This is a genomic window from Albimonas marina (assembly GCF_029223255.1).
Lineage (GTDB): Bacteria > Pseudomonadota > Alphaproteobacteria > Rhodobacterales > Rhodobacteraceae > Albimonas.
Genome location: NZ_JARHUC010000006.1, coordinates 271,849 through 291,821 on the forward strand (window position 1 = coordinate 271,849; position 19,973 = coordinate 291,821).

Here is a 19,973-nt window from a genome sequence, read left to right on the forward strand (position 1 = left end):
CGCGCCGCGCCCGTCCGCCATCCTGCGCGAGACCGCACCCCGCCAGGAGAGGCCCCGATGACCGCCGACTTCATGACCCGCGCCCGCAGCCGCATGGTCCGCTACGGGCCCGAGTTCTTCGAGGGCGAGATCGCCTCGGCGCAGGGCACGCGGGTGTTCAAGGCCGACGGGACCCCGATCCTCGACTTCACCTCGGGCCAGATGTCGGCGGTGCTGGGCCACTCGCACCCCGAGATCACCGAGACGATCCGCGACTATGCGGGGCGGCTGGCGCATCTCTACTCCGGCATGCTGAGCGAGCCGGTGGTGGCGCTGGCCGAGGCGTTGGTCGACTCGCTGCCCGAGGGACTGGACCGGGTGCTGCTGCTCTCGACGGGGGGCGAGAGCAACGAGGCCGCGATCCGCATGGCCAAGTGCTTCACCGGCGGGTGGGAGGTGGTCTCCTTCGCCCAGTCCTGGCACGGGATGACCGGGGGCGCGGCGGCGGCGACCTTCTCGGCGGGGCGCAAGGGCTACGGGCCGGGCATGCCGGGGGCCTTCGCGATCCCCGCGCCCTCGGCCTACCGTCCCCGCTTCGGCGAGGACGGGCCGGGCTGGCGGGAGCTGCTGGCCGCCGACTTCCGCCTGATCGACGCGCAGTCGAACGGCGGCCTCGCCGCCTTCATCGCCGAGCCGATCCTGTCGACGGGCGGCATCCTCGACCTGCCCGAGGGCTACCTGCGCGCCCTGAAGGAGGAATGCGAGGCCCGCGGCATGCTGCTGATCCTCGACGAGGCGCAGACCGGCATCGGGCGCACCGGCCTGATGTACGCCTTCGAGCGGGACGGGGTGACGCCCGACATCCTCACGCTCTCCAAGACCCTCGGCGCCGGTCTGCCGCTGGCCGCCACGATCACCTCGGCCGAGATCGAGGAGACCTGCGCCGAACGGGGGTTCCTCTTCTATACCACCCACGTCTCCGATCCCCTGCCGGCCGCGGTGGGGCTTAAGGTGATGGAGATCGTGGCCCGCGACGGCCTCGCCGCCCGCGCCGGCGCCATGGGCGAGGTGCTGCGCGGCCGCCTGCGCGACCTCGGCCAGAAGCACCCCCGCATCGGCGACGTCCGCGGCCGCGGCCTGCTGTGCGGGCTCGAGGTGGTCGAGGACCGCGCCACCAAGGCCCCGGCCAACGCCTACGGCAAGGCGGTGATGAAGCGCTGCATGGAGCTGGGCCTGTCGGTGAACATCGCGGCGCTGGAGGGCATGACCTCGATCTTCCGCATCGCCCCGCCCCTGACCGTGAGCGAGGACGAGGTCGAGGCGGCGATCGCCATCATGGACCGCGCCCTGGGCGAGTGCTGAGGGGCGCGTCGCGCGCGACCAAGGCGCCCCGGGCGCGACCCGGGGCCTCCCGCGGCGGTCGCGGCGTCGGCGTCGCGGCCCGCCGGCCCCGGCTTCCGTGCGTCGTCCCCCGGGGCGGGCGCCCGTCGCTCCACCCCCGTGCCGACCGCCTGCGCCCGCGTGCTGCACCTGCGTTGACAGCGCGGGCGGGGGCGCGCAACTAAGGGGGAGACCGGGGCCGGGGAGGGGCCGTGCGGCCCGCCCTCATGGCCCCCGCGCGAACCGGAGGAGTTGCATGAAGAAGGTCTATGGTTCCGCCGCGGAGGCGCTCGACGGCCTCCTGTTCGACGGAATGACCATTGCCGCCGGCGGCTTCGGCCTGAGCGGCATCCCCGAGAACCTGATCGCCGCGATCCGCGACGCGGGCACGAAGGACCTGACCATCGCCTCCAACAACTGCGGCGTGGACGACTTCGGCCTGGGCGTGCTGCTGCAGACCAAGCAGGTGAAGAAGATGATCTCGTCCTACGTGGGCGAGAACGCGGAGTTCATGCGCCAGTACCTGTCGGGCGAGCTGGAGCTGGAGTTCAACCCCCAGGGCACGCTCGCCGAGCGCATGCGCGCCGGCGGCTGCGGCATCCCGGGCTTCTACACCAAGACCGGCGTCGGCACCCAGATCGCCGAGGGCAAGGAGCACAAGGACTTCGACGGCCAGACCTACATCCTGGAGCGGGCCATCGTCGCCGACCTCTCCATCGTGAAGGCCTGGAAGGCCGACACCACCGGCAACCTCGTGTTCCGCAAGACGGCGCGGAACTTCAACCCGGACGCCGCCATGTGCGGCAAGGTCTGCGTCTGCGAGGTCGAGGAGATCGTCCAGCCCGGCGAGCTCGACGGCGACGCGATCCACCTGCCCGGCGTCTTCGTGCACCGCCTGATCCAGGGCGAGTTCGAGAAGCGCATCGAAAAGCGCACCACCCGCGCGGCCTGACCCGAGGAGAACAGACATGCCCTGGGACCGTGACCAGATGGCCGCCCGAGCCGCGCAGGAGCTCGAGGACGGCATGTACGTGAACCTCGGGATCGGCATCCCGACGCTGGTGGCCAACTACATCCCCGAGGGGGTGGACGTGACGCTGCAGTCGGAGAACGGGATGCTGGGCATCGGCCCCTTCCCGACCGAGAACGAGGTCGACCCCGACCTGATCAACGCCGGCAAGCAGACGGTGACCGAGCTGCCGCACACCGCCTACTTCGGCTCCTCGACCAGCTTCGCGATGATTCGCGGCGGCAAGATCGCCATGGCGATCCTGGGCGCGATGGAGGTGGCCGAGAACGGCGACCTCGCCAACTGGATGATTCCGGGCAAGCTGGTGAAGGGCATGGGCGGCGCCATGGACCTGGTGGCCGGCGTCAACCGCGTGGTGGTGATCATGGATCACGCCAACAAGGCGGGCGAATCGAAGCTGCTGAAGGAATGCACCCTGCCGCTGACCGGCGCGGGCGTGGTCGACCGCATCATCACCAACCTCGGCGTCTTCGACGTGGTCGAGGGCGGGCTGAAGGTGATCGAGCTCGCCGAGGGCGTTGACATGGACGAGGTGCGCGCGAAGACCGAGGCGACGCTGGTGGCCTGACGCCGCCGCTCAGCTTCGCAGACGGGCAGGGGCCTCCGCATCGCGGGGGCCCTTCGCCGTTCTGGGGCGCCGTCCAGGGAGGCGCCGCTCAGCCCCCGCGAGGGCCGCGGGCGGCCAGGGCGGCGGAGGGCGCCAGTTCGACCGAGGGAAGGCACGGATCGCGGAAGCTGGCCGGCGGGGTCTCGCACAGCTCCTGCAGGGCGGCGGCGGCGGCCAGCACCCGGGGGACGTAGCCGCGCGTCTCGGGGTAGGGGGGCACGCCGCCGCTGGTCTGCACCGCGCCCGCGCCGGCGTTGTAGGCGGCCAGGGCGGCCACCGGATCCTCGTCGAAGCGGCGCAGCAGCCCGTCGAGATGGCGCGCGGCGCCGGGCGCCGCCTGCTCGGGCGAGAATGGGTCGCGCACGCCCAGGCCCGCGGCGGTGGCGGGCATCAGCTGCATCATGCCTTGCGCGCCCTTGGGGCTGACCGCGCGCGAATCACCGCCCGATTCCGCGATCGCCACCGCCAGCAGCAGGGTCAGCGACAGGTCCGAGCCTCGCGCCGCCGCCAGCATCGCGGAACCGTGAGCGGCCATGATCCGGCGCGCGACCGCGCGATCGACGGCCGCGCGGGCGCCCGCGCCCGTCGCCGTCGCATGGGCCGCCGCCGCCGCGAGCGCGGGCGCGAGCGGGCGGCGCGGGGTCAGGCCGGGGGCCGTGCCGGGGCGGGCCCAGAACCCCTCCGCCGCGGCGGGCTTCGGCGCGCTAGAGCCATGACTTTGCAAGATGATCCGCTTCCGGGTCCCGGGGGGAGGCGGGGTGACTCGCCGAAAGGTGAAGCTGCTTTCGGTCTGGGTCGTCCCTTGCGCGAACCCCAGCTGCGCCTCCGCCGGCCTCGCCAGAAGCAGCCCCGCCGCGACCGCCAGAGCGAGGGCGCGGCGCCGCCGGGCGGGGGCGGACCCCGCGACCGCGGCCTGTGCGGCGCCTGAAGCCTGAATGGAGACAGGGTTCATATGGCTGAAAGCTCGGCTATGGTGTAGGATATCGCCAGTTGATCGCAGCGGTGCGTACATGTTGCTCGAGTACAAGCACATCCGGTGCCTTCTGGCACGCGACGAAGGCGCGGTGACCGCGGATTTCGTGATTCTGTCGGCGAGCGTCATCATGCTCGCCCTCAGCTTCGGCAGCACGTTCGCCGACGGCATCCAGACTCTCCTCGACGCGGTGACCCAGCTGCTGAACGACGGCGCGGTGGCCGTCGAGGATTCGTGGATCTGAGACCTCCGTTCAGGAACGCGTCGGCCGTTTTTTCGCCCCGGAGCCCGCTCGCCCGACCCGCGCCGCCAGGCCGCCCCGGTTCCGCCCTTCTCCGACGCAGACCGACGGGCCGCCCGCGCGTCGCCGCCGAAGAGCCAGAGTCTTCATGCGGTTATCGGCGCCCCGACACGGTCGAGCAGGAGCTGCGTTGTTCGGGTCTCGCAACTTTCCGACCGGCCGTTCACCAAATATCAATCTAAACATGAGTGGATTTCTTGGTGCCGCAGGCCACGAATCAGGTTGATTTCCCTGATCGAGACGTTCATGTATATGAGCACCGCAGCAGAGGGTATCCAAAGCCGCGAACCAGACCGCCCCCGATGGGGCGCAGTAAAGTGCCCCGGTCCGGGGTTGTGTAGTGTTCGCCCGAGTGGGCGATTAGGGATCCCCAACAGGCATCAGCCGGGACCCCGTGTTGCAAAAGGAAGCCTGAGATGAACATCTTCGCCAAAGCCCGCCGCGCCATTTCCGACGAGTCCGGCGCCGTGACCGTCGACTGGGTCGTGCTGACCGCCGCCGTCGTGATCCTCTCGATCGGCGCGATCACCACCCTGTCGGGCGGCGTCGACGGCCTGATCTCCTCGATCTCGTCCGAGCTCGGCGAGGGCGCCGGCGTCGTCTCCACGCAGACCTGGGAGTGATCCTGACCTGAGCCGCGAGGCTTCCGAGGCTTCGACCGCGTCGCGCATGGCGTGACGCGGCAGCCGGGCGGAAGCCGCGGCCAGGCGCCGATCGGCCGAGCCGCCCTCCGATCAACGGATCGAGGGCGGCTCATGCCATTTTGAAACCCCGGACTGCCGCGAGGTCGCCATGAGATCGCTCGCCGTCTTCATCTTCGTCATGGGCCTGGCGCTCGCAGGGGGCGCGGCCTGGTACGTGTTCGCCAAGGTGCAGGCCGCCGAGGCGCGCGCAGGCGACCCGGTCGCCACCGTGCCCGTGGCCGTCGCCAACAAGGACCTCAAGTTCGGCCAGCCGCTGACGCGCGCCGACGTGAAGGTCGTGCGCTGGCCCGCCGACGCCGTGCCCGAGAACGCCTTCACCTCGCCCACCGACCTGTTCGGCGAGACCGAGGACGAGAAGCCGCGCACCGTGCTCCGCCGCATGGAGCCCAACGAGCTGATCCTTAAGACCAAGATCACCGGCTTCGGCCAGAAGGCCACCGTCGCCACGCTGATCGAGCCGGGGATGCGCGCCTACACGCTGCCCGTCGACGCGGCCTCGGCCGTGGGCGGCTTCCTGCTGCCGGGCTCGCGCGTGGACATCATCCTGACCACCAAGGACCGCGCCGGCCCCACCGCGCGCGTGCTGATCCAGAACATCGAGATCGTGGCCGTCGACCAGGACACCGATCCCGACCGGATCGAGGCCAAGATCGCCAAGACCGTCACCGTGCAGGGCACGCCCGAGCAGGTGCAGGCCCTGACGCTCGCCTCGACCGTAGGCAACCTGTCGCTGTCGCTGCGCGGCTTCGGCGCCGACACCGCCGGCGACTCGGGCGTGCTCGACCGCAACGCCCTGCTGGGCGTGGTCGAGGAGGAGCCCGCGCCGGAGCCCGAGCCCGTCGAGGCCGCCCCGGCCCCCGAGCCCGAGGTGAAGGTGATCGTGCGCCGCGGCAGCCAGGTCGAGGTCAAGACCATGCACTGACCGGCGAGACGGGCCGCGATCGGCCCCTCCCGTCGTTCCATCGCGCCGCGACCCGCCCGGGCCGCGGCGCGTTTCGTTTCGGGGCCCTCCGCCGCGCCGTCGACGCCTCCCGCGCCGCGTTCCCGGCGCGGGGCAGGGCCTCGCCGCGCTGGCGCCGGCCCCACGCCGGTCCCCGTGGCGGCGACGGTCCCCGTGGCGGCGACGGTCCGCCGGCTGTGCGCCCCAGCGTCGCCAATTGGCCACAGTTTGCGAGTCCCGCCGGCAATCCTGTCGGGATCGGCCGCGAACCGTCTTGATCGATGAAATGGAAAAAGGCTTGGTTACCGGGGTTTGCGCGTGACTCTTAAAGCGAGGTATCGGCAGTGAGAGGGACAGCGGCATGAACCGGCGCCGCCACCAAGCGCGATGGACCGCCATCGCGCGCACCCTGACGTCGACCGTCGGGACGCTGCTGGTCGGCGCCTCGGTCGCGCTCGCGCCCCTCGCGGCGCAGGCCCAGGGCGCGCCGGTGATCCGGGTGCTGGAGGGCGCCGCCGCCCCGGACCTCTCCGTCGCCGTCAACCGCGCCATCGTCATCGAATCCGCCGAGGCCTTCGCCGAGGTCTCGGTCGCCAACCCCGCCATCGCCGACGTCGCGGCGCTGTCGAACCGCTCGATCTACATCCTGGGCAAGCAGGCCGGGCGCACCACGCTGACCCTGCTGGGGCCCAACGGGCGGCTGATCACCAACATCGCCGTCTCGGTCGGTCCCGACCTCGCCGAGTTCAAGGAGCGGCTGGCCGACATCCTGCCCAGCGAGCGCATCCAGGTGCGCGCCGCGGCCGACGGCATCGTGCTGTCGGGCAACGTCTCCTCGACCGTGCGCCTGTCGCGGGCGCTGGAGCTGGCCGAGCGCTACGCGCCGGGCCGGGTCTCGAACATGATGACCGTGGGCGGCTCCCAGCAGGTGCTGCTGCGCGTGCGCTTCGCCGAGGTGCAGCGCCAGGCCGCCAAGGAGCTGGGCTTCAACTGGGCCTTCGGCGTGCGCACCGGCAACTGGGGAATCGGGGGCGAGACCTCGGACTTCCTGGTCAACGACAACACCGGCCGCTTCCAGGTCGACGACGATCCCGACACCGGCTACGTCCCCGGCGGCCAGCCCGAGGGCGTGCTGGGCATCAGCCTCGGCGCAGGCGGCGTCTACGCCTCGCTGACCGTCGACGCGCTGGAGAACAAGGGCTATGCGCGCACCCTGGCCGAGCCGAACCTGGTGGCCCTGTCGGGCGACACCGCCAACTTCCTGGCGGGCGGCGAGTATCCGATCCCCGTCTACGGCGGCGACCAGGGCAACATCGCCGTGGAATACCGCCCCTTCGGCGTCAGCCTCGGCTTCACCCCCACCGTGGTCGACGGCGACCTGATCAACCTCGAGCTCGAGGCCGAGAGCTCGGCCATCGACAGCTCGATCGTGATCGAGAACCAAGGCATCCAGTTCAACGGCTTCTCGACCCGGCGCGCGCGCACCACCATCGAACTGAAGGACGGCGACAGCTTCGCCATCGCGGGCCTCCTGCAGGACGACTTCCGCGACAACGCCGCCCAGATCCCCTGGGTGGGCGACGTGCCGATCCTGGGCGCGCTGTTCCGCTCCTCGGGCTTCCAGCGCCGGCAGACCGAGCTGGTGATCATGGTCACCGCCTACCTGGTCGACCCGGTGAAGGAGGACGTGGTCCAGCTTCCCGGCGACCGCCTGCGCGTGCCCTCCGAGCGGGAGCTGTTCCTGCTGGGCAAGCTCGAGATGGCGCGCGATCCCGTGGCCCGCTCCGTCGGTTCGCGCAACTTCGAGGGGGAGTTCGGCTATGTCCTCGAATGAGCGCCGGGCGCCGTCCCCGAACCGGCGTGGCGCGCTGGGGCTGACGCTGGCCGCGGCGCTGGGCGCGGCGGGCTGCGTGGACACGCCCTCGGCCGCGCTGCCCAACCCCGACCTGCATGCCTACGCGAACGAGGAGAACATCCTCGCGATGCGCGGCATCGTCGATCCCGACCGGCTGGCCGCCCTCGCCGCCGCCTTCGCGATCGAGACCGATCCCGCGATCACCTTCGATTTCGACCGCGCCGAGCTGGAGCCCGCGGCCCTCGCCGCGCTGCAGACCCAGGCGGACTGGCTGATCCGGCATCCCTCGGTGCTGGTGGCGATCTACGGCCACGCCGACCTTGTGGGCTCGTCCGCCTACAACGACCGGCTCGGCCTGCGCCGCGCCGCCGCCGCCGCCCGCGCGCTGGTCGAGATGGGGGTCGACGACGACCGCCTGCTGCTGGTCGCCAGCCGCGGCGAGCGCGATCCGATCGTCCCCACCGAGGAGCGCGAGCGCCTGAACCGCCGCGTGGCCACCGTGGTCGAGGGCTACGGCCTGGGCTGGGATCGCCGCCGCTTCGACGGCAAGCGGGCCGAGATCGTCTACAGCCAGTACACCACCGACGAGAGCGAGGTGGTGATCCCGCTTCCGACCGGCGGCGGCTGAGGCCGCGCCTGCTCGTGCCCGGTTCCCCTCGACGCCCGCGACGCGGGCGCGTTCCTCCCCCCGCGAACGGCGCGCCGCGGCTCGGGGTCGGCTTGCGGACCGCGTCCATGTCCGTTAGCGCGTTGGCAAGCGGCCCTGGGCCGCGGGCGGGAAGGGGCGCGACGGCATGATCCTGAAACGCGGCGGGGGCGAAGCGGCCGACATGATGGTCGTGGCCGAGAACCTCGATGCCTTCGACGGACTCAGGCGCGAGCTGGAGGCCGAGTTTCCCGACGGCGGCTGGGCCGCGGTCACGCCCAGGGGGCTGCGCAAGGCGCTCGACGACAAGCCGCCCGCCTATGCGCTGATCGCGGTGGACGCCACCGACCTGGGCCGCATCGACGAGCTTCTGTCGCTGATCTCGCTGGGCCGGGCGCGCGGCTCGATCGTGGTGCTGCTGGTCCAGGACCTGCCGCCGATGGCCGTGCACCGGCTGATGCGCGCGGGGGCCGAGGACTTCCTGCCCGTGCCGCTGCCCGCCGGCGCGCTGGCCGAAAGCCTGAGCGAGCTGGGCGACCTGCGCCAGGAGGGCGAGGCCCGCGTGGCGCGCAACGGGCTGATCTACCCGGTCTACGGCGTGGCGGGGGGCGTCGGCTCGACCACCTTCGCCGTCAACCTCGCCTGGGAGATCGCCAACGAGGCGCGCAAGACCGGCCTGAAGATCGCGATCCTCGACCTCGACTTCCAGTACGGCTCGGTCGCCACCTACCTCGACATGCCGCGCCGGGATTCGGTGTTCGAGCTGCTGACCGGCATCGACCGCGCCGATCCCGCGGGCTTCGCAGCCGCGCTCGAGGATCGGGGCAAGCGCATCTCGGTGCTGACCGCGCCCGCCGACGCGCTGCCGCTGAACATCGTGGCGCCCGCCGACGTCGAGAAGCTGCTGGGCTTCGCGCGCGACGCCTTCGACGTGGTGATCGTCGACATGCCCACCACCCTGACCGAATGGACCGAGACGGCGCTGGCCGCCGCCCAGCGGTTCTGGGCGGTGATGGAGATCGACATGCGCTCGGCCCAGAACATGCTGCGCTTCCTGCGCGCGCTCCAGGCCGAGGATCTGCCCTTCGACAAGGTCGACTACGTGATGAACCGGGTCCCCGGATTCGGAGATTTCGGCGCAAGAGGCCGGGTCAAGAAAATGGCGGAAACGCTTGGAATCGAGTATGGAGTGTTGTTGCCGGACGGGGGCAAGGCTGTGATCCAGGCTTGCGACCACGGCTCCCCGCTGGCCGAGTTCGCCTCGGGCAACGCGCTGCGCAAGGAAATCCGCAAGACCGCCCGCGCCGTGCTCGAGGAAGTCCAGGCGTCCCGCGAGGTTCCGTCCTGACGCGGAGCGCTTCGCCGGGAGGCTTTCAGCTCGCCCATCGGGAGGGCGCGTAGGGAGATCGGCGCATGTTCAAGCGCTACCAGAAGGAGGCGGAGACCAAGGTCGTCGAGATGTCGGCCTCCGCCGCGGCCGCAGCCCAGCGCGCGGAGGCGGCCGAGGCCGCCGCCGCGGCCGAAGCGCTCGCCGCCGAGAACCGCGAGATCAAGCGCCGCCAGCGCCTGATGCAGGTGAAGGTCGACCTGCACCGGAGGCTGCTGGACACGCTGAACCTGTCGATCATCGACAAGGTCCCCGAGGCCGAGCTTCGCCGCGAGGTCGCCGCCATCGCGCGCGAGGGGCTGCGCGACATGGGCATGGTGCTCAACGCCGCCGAGGCCGAGCTGCTGACCCAGGAGCTGATCGACGAGGTCACCGGCCTCGGCCCGCTGGAGCCGCTGCTGAAGGACGACACCGTCTCGGACATCCTGGTCAACGGCTGCCGGCAGGTCTTCGTCGAGCGCAAGGGCAAGCTCGTGCTCTCGGGCGTGGAGTTCAAGGACGACAAGCACCTGCTGCGGGTGATCGACAAGATCGTCTCGGCCGTGGGCCGGCGCGTCGACGAAAGCCAGCCCTGGGTGGACGCGCGCCTCGCCGACGGGTCGCGCGTCAACGCCGTGGTCCCGCCCTGCGCGGTCGACGGCCCGCTGCTCTCGATCCGCAAGTTCTCCAAGTCGCCCCTCTCGATCGACCGCCTGATCGCCTACGGCGCGTTCACCGAGGAGATGGCCGCCTACCTCCAGGCCGTCGTCGCCACCCGGCTGAACGTGGTCGTCTCGGGCTCCACCGGCTCGGGCAAGACGACGACGCTGAACGCGCTGTCGTCCTTCATCGCGAACAACGAGCGCATCGCCACCATCGAGGACACGGCCGAGCTCCAGCTCCAGCAGCAGCACATCGCGCGGATGGAGAGCCGGCCGCCCAACGTCGAGGGCAAGGGCGAGGTTTCCCAGCGCATCCTGCTCAAGAACGCGCTGCGAATGCGTCCCGACCGCATCATCGTCGGCGAGACGCGCGGCGACGAGGTTCTGGACATGCTCCAGGCCATGAACACCGGCCACGACGGCTCGATGACCACCGTCCACGCCAACAGCCCCCGCGACGCGGTGGGCCGCATCGAGAACATGATGCTGATGTCGGGGATCGAGATCCCGCTTAAGGCCACCCGCTCGCAGATCGCCTCGGCCGTGCACGTGATCGTGCAGGTCTCGCGCCTCTCGGACGGCTCCCGCCGGATGACCCACATCGCCGAGATCACCGGCATGGAGGGCGAGGTCGTGGCCATGCACGACGTGTTCCGCTTCAAGCGCACCGGGCTCGACGCCGACGGCACCGTGCTGGGGCATTTCGAGGCGAGCGGCATCCGCTCCCATTTCGCCGAGCGGTTCTCGACCTGGGGCTACGACCTGCCCGCCGAGATCTACGCTCCCAACCGCAAGCTGGGCTGAGCCATGAGCGTCGCGCCGCTGGTCTTCGCACTGATCTTCATCGGGGTCTTCCTCGCGGTCGAGGGGCTCTACCTGCTGGCCTTCGGGCGCTCGGCGCGCCGCAACGCGAAGGTCAACCGCCGCCTGATGATGCTCGAGAAGGGGGACGACCCGCTCGAGGTTCTCTCCCAGCTCCGCAAGGAGCGGGAGCGGCACGTCAACGCCTCGGGCACGCCCCTGCTGGCGGGGATCTTCGAGAAGGCGGCCCAGGCCAACATCCCCTGGTCGCCGCGCACGATCATGATGCTGACCGGCACGGCCGCAGGCGCGGTCTTCGTGGCGCTGATGGTCTTCACCAACCTCGGGCCGCTGGTCTCGGCCCCCGTGGCGCTGGCGATGGCCTTCGGGGTGATGTTCTTCTGGGTGAACGGCCGCGCCAAGAAGCGCCTCGCCCGGTTCGAGGAGCAGCTCCCCGAGGCGATCGAGCTTATGGTGCGCGCCCTGCGCATCGGGCACCCGTTCTCCTCGGCCGTGTCGATCGTGGCCAAGGAGATGGACGACCCCATCGGGACCGAGTTCGGCATCATCGCCGACGAGGCGATCTACGGCCTCGACGTGAACGAGAGCCTGGAGCGGATGGCCGAGCGCATCGCGGTGCCCGACCTGCGCTTCCTCGCCATGGCCGTCTCGATCCAGAGCCAGTCGGGCGGCAACCTGGCCGAGATCCTCGCGGGGCTCGCGGCGGTCGTGCGCTCCCGCTTCAAGCTGTTCCGCCGGGTGAACGCGATCACGGCCGAGAGCCGCTGGTCGGGCTGGTTCCTCTCGGCCTTCCCGATCCTCGCGCTGATCGCGGTGCAGCTGATCCGGCCGGACTACTACGACGGCGTGGTGGACAGCCCGTTCTTCGTGCCCGCCACCATCGCGGTGGGCGTGATGCTTGCGATCAACATCGTCTTCATGCGCATGATGGTGAACATCAAGGTCTGAGCCCAGGCGCGAGGCGCGACGACGGCGGCGCCTCCCGGCGCGCCGAGGGCGAGATCGGCGCGGACAGGGCGCGGAAGACAAGAGCGGCGCGGCTGAACGCGCCGAGCAGAAGAGCGGCGCGGACCAACGCGCAAGAAACGAGAGCGGCGCGGACCAACGCGCCGGGGAAAAGAGCGGCGCGGACGAAGCGCCGACGGGGGCAGGCGCCGGCCAGGCGCCGGATCGGGAACCAGCGCGGCGGACGCCGCCGCGCAGAAGCGAGACGGGCGGCAGGTGAACCGGATCTTCGAAGCGCTGATCGCGGCCTTCGGCCCCATGGGCCCTGTATGGGTCATGGGGGGCTTCGGGCTGATCCTGATCTTCACCGCCCTGCCGATCCTGATGTTCCGCCGCAACGACCCCCTGCAGAAGCTGGAGCGGGAGCGCGAGGCGATGCGCCTGGCCGCCGCCAGCCGCGCGAACGCCACCGGCGCCCGACGCCGCCAGGACGCCGCGGGCCTTCGCGCCGACGCCGCCAAGCCCAGCCGCCTCGCCACCCTCGCCCCCCTGTTCCAGCCCAAGGACCAGGAGAAGATCAAGGGCGCGCGCGAGAAGCTGATGCAGGCGGGCTATCGCTCGCGCACCGCGGTGCAGGCCTTCTTCGTGGCCCGCGTGCTGGGCGCGGTGCTGATCGGGGTCGGCGCGCTCGCCTTCGCGCTGCTGCGCGGGACCGAGGTCGACGTGCTCTCCTACTCGGTCATCGGCGGGGTGGCGGCGGGCTATGCGCTGCCCTCCTACTGGGTCACCCGCCGCCGGGCCGCCCGCCAGGACGAGATCGGCAACGGCTTCCCCGACGCGCTCGACATGATGCTGGTCTGCGTCGAGGCGGGCCAGTCGCTCGACCAGGCGCTGCTGCGCGTCTCCCAGGAGATGGAGCACGCGCACCCCTCGCTCGCCGAGGAGTTCCAGATCGTCTCGGTCGAGATGCGCGCGGGCAAGGAGCGCAGTCAGGTGCTGCGCGACTTCGGCGTCCGCGCCGGCGTGCCCGACATCTCCAGCTTCGTGACCGTGCTGATCCAGAGCTCGCAGTTCGGCACCTCGATCGCCGAGGCGCTCCGGGTCTACGCCGCCGAGATGCGCGACAAGCGCGTGATGCGCGCCGAGGAGAAGGCCAACAAGCTGCCGACCAAGCTGACGCTGGGCACGATGTTCTTCACCGTGCCGCCGCTGATGATCATCCTCATCGGCCCGTCGCTCGCCGACATCGCCAAGTTCCTGACCCAGGGCAAGTGAGCGTCCCCCGCCCCCCCGTGCCGAGCCCGCAGGCGCCCGCTCCGTGGGCGGGCCCGTCGATCGCCGCACGGCGCCGCGGCGGGGCAGGGCGGCTGTCGATCCTCGCCCTCGCGGCCTCCGCCTCCGGCTGCATGGGCGTCCCGGGCGCGGGCGATCCGTCCCCCGCGCCGGCGGCCCCGGCTCCGAGCGCGGCCTCCGCGGCCTTCCCCGAGGCGCCGCGCCCGACCTCCGCCGCCGGCGTCACCGACTGGACCGCCCGCATGGGCCAGGCCGGACCGGGCGCCGCCGGTTCGGCTCAGACGGCGCCCTCCGCCCCCCGCGCCGCCGCGCCGGCGCCCCCGGTCGCCGCGCCCGCGCCTCCGCCCGTGGCGCCGGGCGCCGACGTCGCCGCCGCGCCCGCGGCCCCGCGCGTGCGCGGCCCCACCACGCCGGAGGCGAAGGCCACCGCCGACGCGCTCTTCGCGCCCGCGCCGCGGCCCTCCGGGGACCGCGCCGGCGCCGCCCCCGGCCTCGTCGCCGCCCCGGCCGCCGCGCCGCCGCCGACCGAGGTCGCCGAGACGGTGGAGGAGGACGACGACCTCCTCTCCGCCCCCGCCGCCTTCTTCGCCTCGCTCTTCGACGGCGAGGCGGAGGGCGAACCGGAGCCGGATCTCGGCAAGCCGATCCCCGCCCCCGACGCCCGCCTCGCCGTCGCCCTCGACGGGGTGGCGCGGGCCGAGGCGAACGAGGCCGCGGCCCGCGGGCCGGGCCCCGCCTCCCGCCGCGGCTGGGCGCTGCTCGAGTCCGGCCGGGCCGAGCCCGCCGCCCGCGCCTTCCGCCAGGCCCTGCTGGAAGAGGGCCCGACGCTCGAGACCCTGCTGGGCCTGGGCGCCTCCTACCGCGCGCTGGGGCGCAGGCGCCCCGCGCTCGACGTGCTGTCCCGCGCGGCGGAGGCCTGGCCCAACAGTCCCGCGGCCCGCAACAACCTGGGCGCCGCGCTCTACGACATGGGCCGGCTCGACGAGGCGGAGGCGGAGTTCCGCGCCGCGGTCGACCTGCTGGCCCGCCGCGGCCTGGCGCCGCCCTCGGAGCTGTCGCGCAACCTCGCCATGGTCGCGCGCGCCCGCGGCCGGCCGCTGGCGCCGATCCCGGACCTGCCGGCCTCGGTCGTCGCCGCGCCTGCGCCGGCCTCCGCCCCCGTACCCGACCCTGCGCGGGCCGCGGCCCCGTCCGTCGCCCGCCCCCCCGTTCCCCGACCGGAGATCGAAGCGTGAGCCCCATCCTCCGCCGCCTCGCCGTCGCGACGCTACTGCTCGGCGCGCCGCTGCTCGCCGGCTGCGCCGGCGACCTGCCCCGCGCCACCGTCGACGGCGACGAGGAACGCAAGGACAACCGCAACCCGCTCGACGAAGCCTCGATCAACGAGATCATGCTCACCGTCGCCGGCGCCGACGAGGCGGTCGCCTATTTCCGCGACGCGCTCGCCTCGGACCCCGAGAGCCCCAGCCTGCGCCGCGGCCTTGCCCGCAGCCTCGCCAAGGCCGGGCGCTACGCCGAGGCGCGGGTGGTGTTCCGCGACCTGGTCGAGGCGAACCAGGCGATGCCCCGCGACCACGTCGAATACGCCCTGGTGCTCGCGCGCCTCGACATGTGGCCCGAGGCGGAGATCGAGGCGGCCAAGGTCCCCGACGACTACCAGTCCGACCGGCGCACCATGCTGACCGCGCTGATGGCCGACCACCGCGAGGACTGGGCGGCCGCGGACGCCGCGTGGGAGCGGGCGCGCGCCCTCTCCCCCCAGCCGGCGGCGGTGCTGAACAACTGGGGCGTGTCGAAGATGGCCCGCGGCGAGTTCGAGCAGGCCGAGCGGCTCTTCGAGCAGGCGCTGGTCTACGACCCCTCGATGTTCTCGGCCAAGAACAACCTGGCGATCGCGAACGGCCTGCAGCGGCGCTACCGCCTGCCGGTCGTAAGCTTGACGGGAGAGGAAAAAGCGGTCCTGCTGCACAACTTGGGCGTCATCGCGCTTCGGCAGGGCGACCGGGAGATGGCGGAGTCCCTGCTCCAGCAGTCGCTGGACTCGCACCCTGCCTACTACGCGCCGGCGGCGGAGAAGCTGTCGGCGCTGCGCGGATCCTGATCCGCAGCGAGAAAGGCGCGCGGGCCCCGGCCCGCGGGCGGTTGGTCTCGCGGAGCCTCTCGCTCCGCGATTTCGTCGCGTAGGCGCGTCGATCGGGGCCGAGGGGGCTTCCGGACGCGCAGGCGAATGTCGTCGTCCCGCAAGGGGCGGCGAGGAAGGGGGAACATGGGACTTCTCGAGCTGACGCCCCGGGCGGCGGCATGGGCCGCCTTGTTGTGCACGGCGCCGCTGCTGATCGCCGCGGCGGTCTGGGACCTGCGCCGGATGCGGATCCCGAACTGGCTGAACGGGGGGCTCGCGTTGATCTTCCTCGCCTTCGGACTGGCCTCGCTGCCGCTGGAGGAGGTCGCCTGGCGCGCCGCGGGGGGGCTGCTGGTGCTGGTGGTGGGGTTCGGCTTCTTCTCGCTGGGCCGCATGGGGGGCGGCGACGTGAAGATGCTGGCGGCCTGCGCGCTCTACGTGCCGCTGCACCACGCGGGTCTGGTGCTGCAGATGCTGGCGCTGGCGCTGGCGCTGGGCCTGGCGGCGATCCACATCGCGCGCGCGGCGCTGGGCGGGCGCGAGACGAGCTGGCGCTCGTTGCGCAAGGGCGCGCGCTTTCCCATGGGCCTGTCCATCGCGGCGGCCATGCTGGGCTATTTCGGCTTCATCGCGGCGATGACCGCCTGAGCCTGCGCCGGGCGGCCGGCCGGGCCGCGGCGCGACGCGCCCGCCCGTGGCCGGCCCCGCGCCCGCCGCGGCGTCCCCGCGGGGCGGGCGCGGCCCCGCCTTCGCGCACGCTCAGGCGGCCGGGGCCTGCTCCTCCGCCGCCGCGAGGAGCGAGGCGTTGCCCCCCGCCGCGGTGGTGTCCACGCACAGGTGCCGCTCCAGCGCCGCGTGGCCCGCGTCGGGCGCCTCGGCGATCAGGGGCAGGATCGGGCCGGGCCGGGCGGCGAGCGCGCGGGCGAACGCCCGGCCGGTCTGCGCATCCCCCCACCACAGGGCGCCGGAGAAGCCGGTCAGCCCGGTCAGGGTTTCCGGCGCGACGCCCTCGGGCGCCTCCGCCGAGATGCCGCCCAGCGCGCGCACCGCGCGGGCCTGGGCGGCGGCCGCCGCGGCCCCCGGCCCGAGGCAGAGGAGCGGCGCGCGGGCGATGCGGGCGAGCCGGTTGGACTCCCCCGTCGGCCCCGGCAGCGACTGCGCCTCGATCAGCGCGCCGGCGCCCCCGGTCCGCGCCAGCCGCTCCTGCACGACCGAGGCCGCGAGGGGCGCCGTCGCGGCGGCGCCGGGCGCCTCCACCGGCGGGGCGGGCAGGGCGCGGAAGCGGGCGAGGTAGCGCGGGCCCCCCGCCTTCGGCCCGGTCCCGGACAAGCCCTCGCCCCCGAAGGGCTGGCTGCCGACGATGGCCCCGATCTGGTTGCGGTTCACGTAGAGGTTGCCGGCGCGCACCCGCTCGGCCACGTGCTGCACGCGGCCGTCGATGCGGGTGTGCAGGCCGAAGGTCAGGCCGTAGCCGCGGGCGTTGATCGCGTCGATCGCCGCGTCCAGCTCGTCGCCCTCGAAGGTGGCGACGTGGAGGACGGGGCCGAAGACCTCCCGCTCGATGTCCGCGATGCCGTCCACGCGGATCAGCGTGGGGGCGAGGAAGTGGCCCTGCGCCGCGGCTTCCGTCGGCAGGCGGGTCTCGTGCAGCAGGCGGCCCTCGGCGCGGGCGTCCTCGACATGGGCCGCGATCCCCTCGCGCGCCTGCGCGTCGATCAGCGGGCCCACGTCGGTCGCGAGCGCCCAGGGGTCGCCGATGGTCAGCTCGTCCATCGCGCCCTTGAGCATCGAGACCAGCCGCCCCTCCGCCTCCTTCTGCACGTAGAGGCAGCGCAGCGCCGAGCAGCGCTGGCCGGCGGAGCGGAAGGCGGAGTTCACGGCATCGCGCACCGCCTGCTCGGTCAGGGCGGTGGTGTCCACGATCATCGCGTTCAGCCCGCCGGTCTCGGCGATCAGGGGCGCGCCGGGGGCGAGGTTCTCGGCCATCACGCGGCGGATCGCCTGGGCGGTCTCGGTGGCGCCGGTGAAGGCGACGCCGTCGACGCGGGCGTCGGAGGTGAGCGCGACGCCCACCGTCTCCCCGTCGCCAGGCACGAACTGGAGGGCATCCGACGGGACGCCGGCGCGGCGCATCAGCTGGACGGCGAGGTGGGCGATCAGCGGGGTCTGCTCGGCGGGTTTCGCCAGCACCGCGTTGCCCGCGGCGAGCGCGGCCGAGACCTGGCCGGTGAAGATCGCCAGCGGGAAGTTCCAGGGGCTGATGCAGGCGAAGACGCCGCGCGGGGCGCCGGGCAGGTCGGTCTCGGCCTGGTCGGCGTAGTAGCGCAGGAAGTCCACCGCCTCGCGGATCTCGCCGATGGCGTCGGGGATGGTCTTGCCGGCCTCGCGCGCGAGGATGGCGAGGATCGGCCCCCGTTCCGCCTCGTAGAGGTCGGCGGCCCGGCGCAGGACGGCGGCGCGGGTCTCGGGCGGGGCGTCCCAGGGGCGGGCGGCGGCGAGCGCGGCCTCGACGTCCTCGGGGGCTGCGTCGATCACCTCGCCGACCCGTTCCCCGGTCGCGGGAGAGATCACCGGGACGGGCGCGCGGCCCTGCGCCTCGACGGCCAGGATCGGGGCCGCGACCGGCGGCTCGCCGGCGAGCGCGGCCGTCCGCTCGGCCTCCAGCGCGGCGAGGTCCGGGGCGTCGGTCAGGTCGGCGCCGGCGCTGTTGCGGCGGGGGTCGAAGATGTGCGGCCCGGTGGGCAGGCGCGGGTTCGGCACGGGGGCGGCGGCCAGCGCCTCGAACGGGCAGGCGGCCACCGCCTCGGGCGAGACGGACGCGTCCATGATCCGGTTCACGAAGGAGGAGTTGGCCCCGTTCTCCAGCAGCCGCCGCACCAGGTAGGCGAGCAGGTCGCGATGCGCGCCCACGGGGGCGTAGATCCGGCAGCCGGTCCCCGCCTCTGCCTTCACGCGGGCATGCAGCGCCTCGCCCATGCCGTGCAGGCGCTGGACCTCGAAGGCGTCGCGCGGCAGGTCGCCCGCCATCTCCAGCACCGCGGCGAGGGTGTGGGCGTTGTGGGTGGCGAACTGGGGGAAGATGCGGTCGGTCATCCCCAGCAGCCGCCGCGCGATGCCGAGGTAGCTGACGTCGGAGGCCGCCTTGCGGGTGAAGACGGGGAAATCCTCGAGCCCCTCGACCTGGGCGTGCTTGATCTCGCCGTCCCAGTAGGCGCCCTTCACCAGCCGCAGGGTGATGCGGCGGTCGAGCCGGGTCGCCAGGGCATGCAGCCACTCGACCACCGGCAGGGCGCGCCGGCCGTAGGCCTGCACCACCACGCCGAAGCCCTGCCAGTCCGCCAGCGCCGGATCCTCCAGCACCCGCTCGATCACCTTGAGCGAGAGGGCGAGACGGTCCTGCTCCTCGGCGTCGATGGCGAGCGAGATGTTGGCCGCCGCCGCCTGGCGGGCGAGGGCCGAGAGGGCGGGGACCAGCTCCGCCATCACGCGGGCCTCCTGCGCCACCTCGTAGCGGGGATGCAGGGCGGAGAGCTTCACCGAGATGCCGGGGTTCCGGCGCACGTCGCCATGGCTCGCCCGCGCGCCGATGGCGGCGATGGCGTCGGCGTAGCTGCGCGCATAGCGGGCGGCGTCGGCGGCGGTCATCGCCGCCTCGCCCAGCATGTCGTAGGAATAGGCGTAGCCCTTCGCCTCCATCCCCCTGGCGCGGTCCATGGCCGAGTGGATGGTCTCGCCCAGCACGAACTGGCGGCCCAGCTCGCGCATCGCGGCGGCGACGGCGGTCCGGATCACCGGCTCCCCCAGCCGCTTGATCGCGCCGCGCAGGCGCCCCGCCACGCCCGGCGCCTTGTCGTCCAGCACCCGGCCCGTCAGCAGCAGCGCCCAGGTGGAGGCGTTCACCAGGCTCGAGGCCGAGCGGCCCAGGTGCCGGCCCCAGTCGGAGGGGGCGATCTTGTCCTCGATCAGCGCGTCGATGGTCTCGGCGTCGGGCACCCGCAGCAGCGCCTCGGCGAGGCACATCAGCGAGACGCCTTCCTCCGTCGAGAGCCCGTATTCCGCGAGCATCGACTCCGTCAGTCCCGGCCGGTCGTCGGCGCGCACCGCGCGCACCCAGCCCGCGGCGCGGGCGACCGCGGCGGCGCGGGCGGAGGGCGAGAGGTCGGCGGCGGCCTCGAGTTCGGCCAGCAGCGGCGCCTCGGGGCGGCGCTTGGCGCCCTCGATCAGGGTCCAGGGGTCGGGGTGGGTCTCGACGCGTGGGGTCATCTGGCTTCCGCCTCCATCGGGGTCGGTCTATTGTAGCGAGGTCGCTCCAGCCGTTTCGGCTTCTGTTCTCCGTTTCATGGTCGAT

Annotated in this window: 17 protein-coding genes; 15 read left to right on the forward strand and 2 right to left on the reverse strand. The window is 72.9% G+C overall.

Annotated elements, in window-relative coordinates; genetic code table 11:
- The first annotated feature begins 57 nt into the window (after positions 1-57).
- From P2H44_RS17795 to P2H44_RS17805, 3 genes are all read left to right on the forward strand, one after another.
- Positions 58-1,341 (forward strand): aspartate aminotransferase family protein, encoded by a 1,284-nt coding sequence (locus tag P2H44_RS17795; protein WP_275765476.1) that lies wholly within the window; start codon positions 58-60, stop codon positions 1,339-1,341.
- Between the two features lie 274 nt (positions 1,342-1,615).
- The gene (locus P2H44_RS17800; protein ID WP_275765477.1) at positions 1,616-2,311 is read left to right on the forward strand and encodes a CoA transferase subunit A; all 696 of its coding nucleotides are present in this window, start codon (positions 1,616-1,618) and stop codon (positions 2,309-2,311) included.
- 16 nt (positions 2,312-2,327) lie between these two features.
- The gene (locus tag P2H44_RS17805) at positions 2,328-2,957 is read left to right on the forward strand and encodes a CoA transferase subunit B (RefSeq protein WP_275765478.1); all 630 of its coding nucleotides are present in this window, start codon (positions 2,328-2,330) and stop codon (positions 2,955-2,957) included.
- 88 nt (positions 2,958-3,045) lie between these two features.
- On the opposite strand, the gene P2H44_RS17810 is transcribed toward P2H44_RS17805, so the two are convergent.
- Positions 3,046-3,531 carry a lytic transglycosylase domain-containing protein gene (locus tag P2H44_RS17810; RefSeq protein WP_275765480.1) on the reverse strand — a complete coding sequence of 162 codons (486 nt, stop codon included), beginning with the start codon at positions 3,529-3,531 and terminating at the stop codon, positions 3,046-3,048.
- Positions 3,532-4,006: 475 nt separating this feature from the next.
- Between P2H44_RS17810 and P2H44_RS17815 the strand changes: the two genes are divergently transcribed.
- The 12 genes from P2H44_RS17815 to P2H44_RS17870 all read left to right on the forward strand — a co-directional run bounded on the left by P2H44_RS17815 (position 4,007) and on the right by P2H44_RS17870 (position 16,273).
- Complete coding sequence (locus P2H44_RS17815; protein ID WP_275765482.1) at positions 4,007-4,213, forward strand: hypothetical protein; 207 nt, start codon at positions 4,007-4,009, stop codon at positions 4,211-4,213.
- A gap of 473 nt (positions 4,214-4,686) precedes the next feature.
- Positions 4,687-4,893 carry a pilus assembly protein gene (locus P2H44_RS17820; protein WP_275765484.1) on the forward strand — a complete coding sequence of 69 codons (207 nt, stop codon included), beginning with the start codon at positions 4,687-4,689 and terminating at the stop codon, positions 4,891-4,893.
- A gap of 169 nt (positions 4,894-5,062) precedes the next feature.
- Positions 5,063-5,896, forward strand: coding sequence for a Flp pilus assembly protein CpaB (gene cpaB, locus P2H44_RS17825; RefSeq protein ID WP_275765486.1), 834 nt, complete (start codon positions 5,063-5,065; stop codon positions 5,894-5,896).
- 379 nt (positions 5,897-6,275) lie between these two features.
- Entirely contained in the window at positions 6,276-7,748 is a 1,473-nt protein-coding gene (locus P2H44_RS17830; RefSeq protein ID WP_275765488.1) for a type II and III secretion system protein family protein, read from the forward strand.
- Entirely contained in the window at positions 7,735-8,397 is a 663-nt protein-coding gene (locus P2H44_RS17835) for an OmpA family protein (RefSeq protein WP_275765490.1), read from the forward strand. The genes P2H44_RS17830 and P2H44_RS17835 overlap by 14 nt, the downstream gene beginning before the upstream one ends.
- Positions 8,398-8,563: 166 nt before the next feature.
- Positions 8,564-9,763 carry an AAA family ATPase gene (locus P2H44_RS17840; RefSeq protein ID WP_275765492.1) on the forward strand — a complete coding sequence of 400 codons (1,200 nt, stop codon included), beginning with the start codon at positions 8,564-8,566 and terminating at the stop codon, positions 9,761-9,763.
- 65 nt (positions 9,764-9,828) lie between these two features.
- Positions 9,829-11,247, forward strand: coding sequence for a CpaF family protein (locus P2H44_RS17845; RefSeq protein ID WP_275765494.1), 1,419 nt, complete (start codon positions 9,829-9,831; stop codon positions 11,245-11,247).
- A 3-nt stretch (positions 11,248-11,250) separates the two neighbouring features.
- Positions 11,251-12,213: a type II secretion system F family protein gene (locus tag P2H44_RS17850; protein ID WP_275765496.1), complete on the forward strand. Its 963-nt coding sequence runs from the start codon at positions 11,251-11,253 to the stop codon at positions 12,211-12,213.
- Between the two features lie 273 nt (positions 12,214-12,486).
- Positions 12,487-13,485, forward strand: coding sequence for a type II secretion system F family protein (locus P2H44_RS17855; RefSeq protein ID WP_275765498.1), 999 nt, complete (start codon positions 12,487-12,489; stop codon positions 13,483-13,485).
- 260 nt (positions 13,486-13,745) lie between these two features.
- Complete coding sequence (locus P2H44_RS17860; RefSeq protein ID WP_275765499.1) at positions 13,746-14,738, forward strand: tetratricopeptide repeat protein; 993 nt, start codon at positions 13,746-13,748, stop codon at positions 14,736-14,738.
- Positions 14,735-15,604, forward strand: a complete 870-nt coding sequence (locus P2H44_RS17865) for a tetratricopeptide repeat protein (RefSeq protein WP_275765501.1) — start codon at positions 14,735-14,737, stop codon at positions 15,602-15,604. The genes P2H44_RS17860 and P2H44_RS17865 overlap by 4 nt, the downstream gene beginning before the upstream one ends.
- A gap of 165 nt (positions 15,605-15,769) precedes the next feature.
- Positions 15,770-16,273, forward strand: coding sequence for an A24 family peptidase (locus P2H44_RS17870; RefSeq protein WP_275765503.1), 504 nt, complete (start codon positions 15,770-15,772; stop codon positions 16,271-16,273).
- A gap of 111 nt (positions 16,274-16,384) precedes the next feature.
- Here the strand turns inward: P2H44_RS17870 and putA are convergent, their stop codons facing one another.
- Positions 16,385-19,888 (reverse strand): bifunctional proline dehydrogenase/L-glutamate gamma-semialdehyde dehydrogenase PutA, encoded by a 3,504-nt coding sequence (gene putA, locus P2H44_RS17875; RefSeq protein WP_275765505.1) that lies wholly within the window; start codon positions 19,886-19,888, stop codon positions 16,385-16,387.
- Positions 19,889-19,973: the final 85 nt, after the last annotated feature.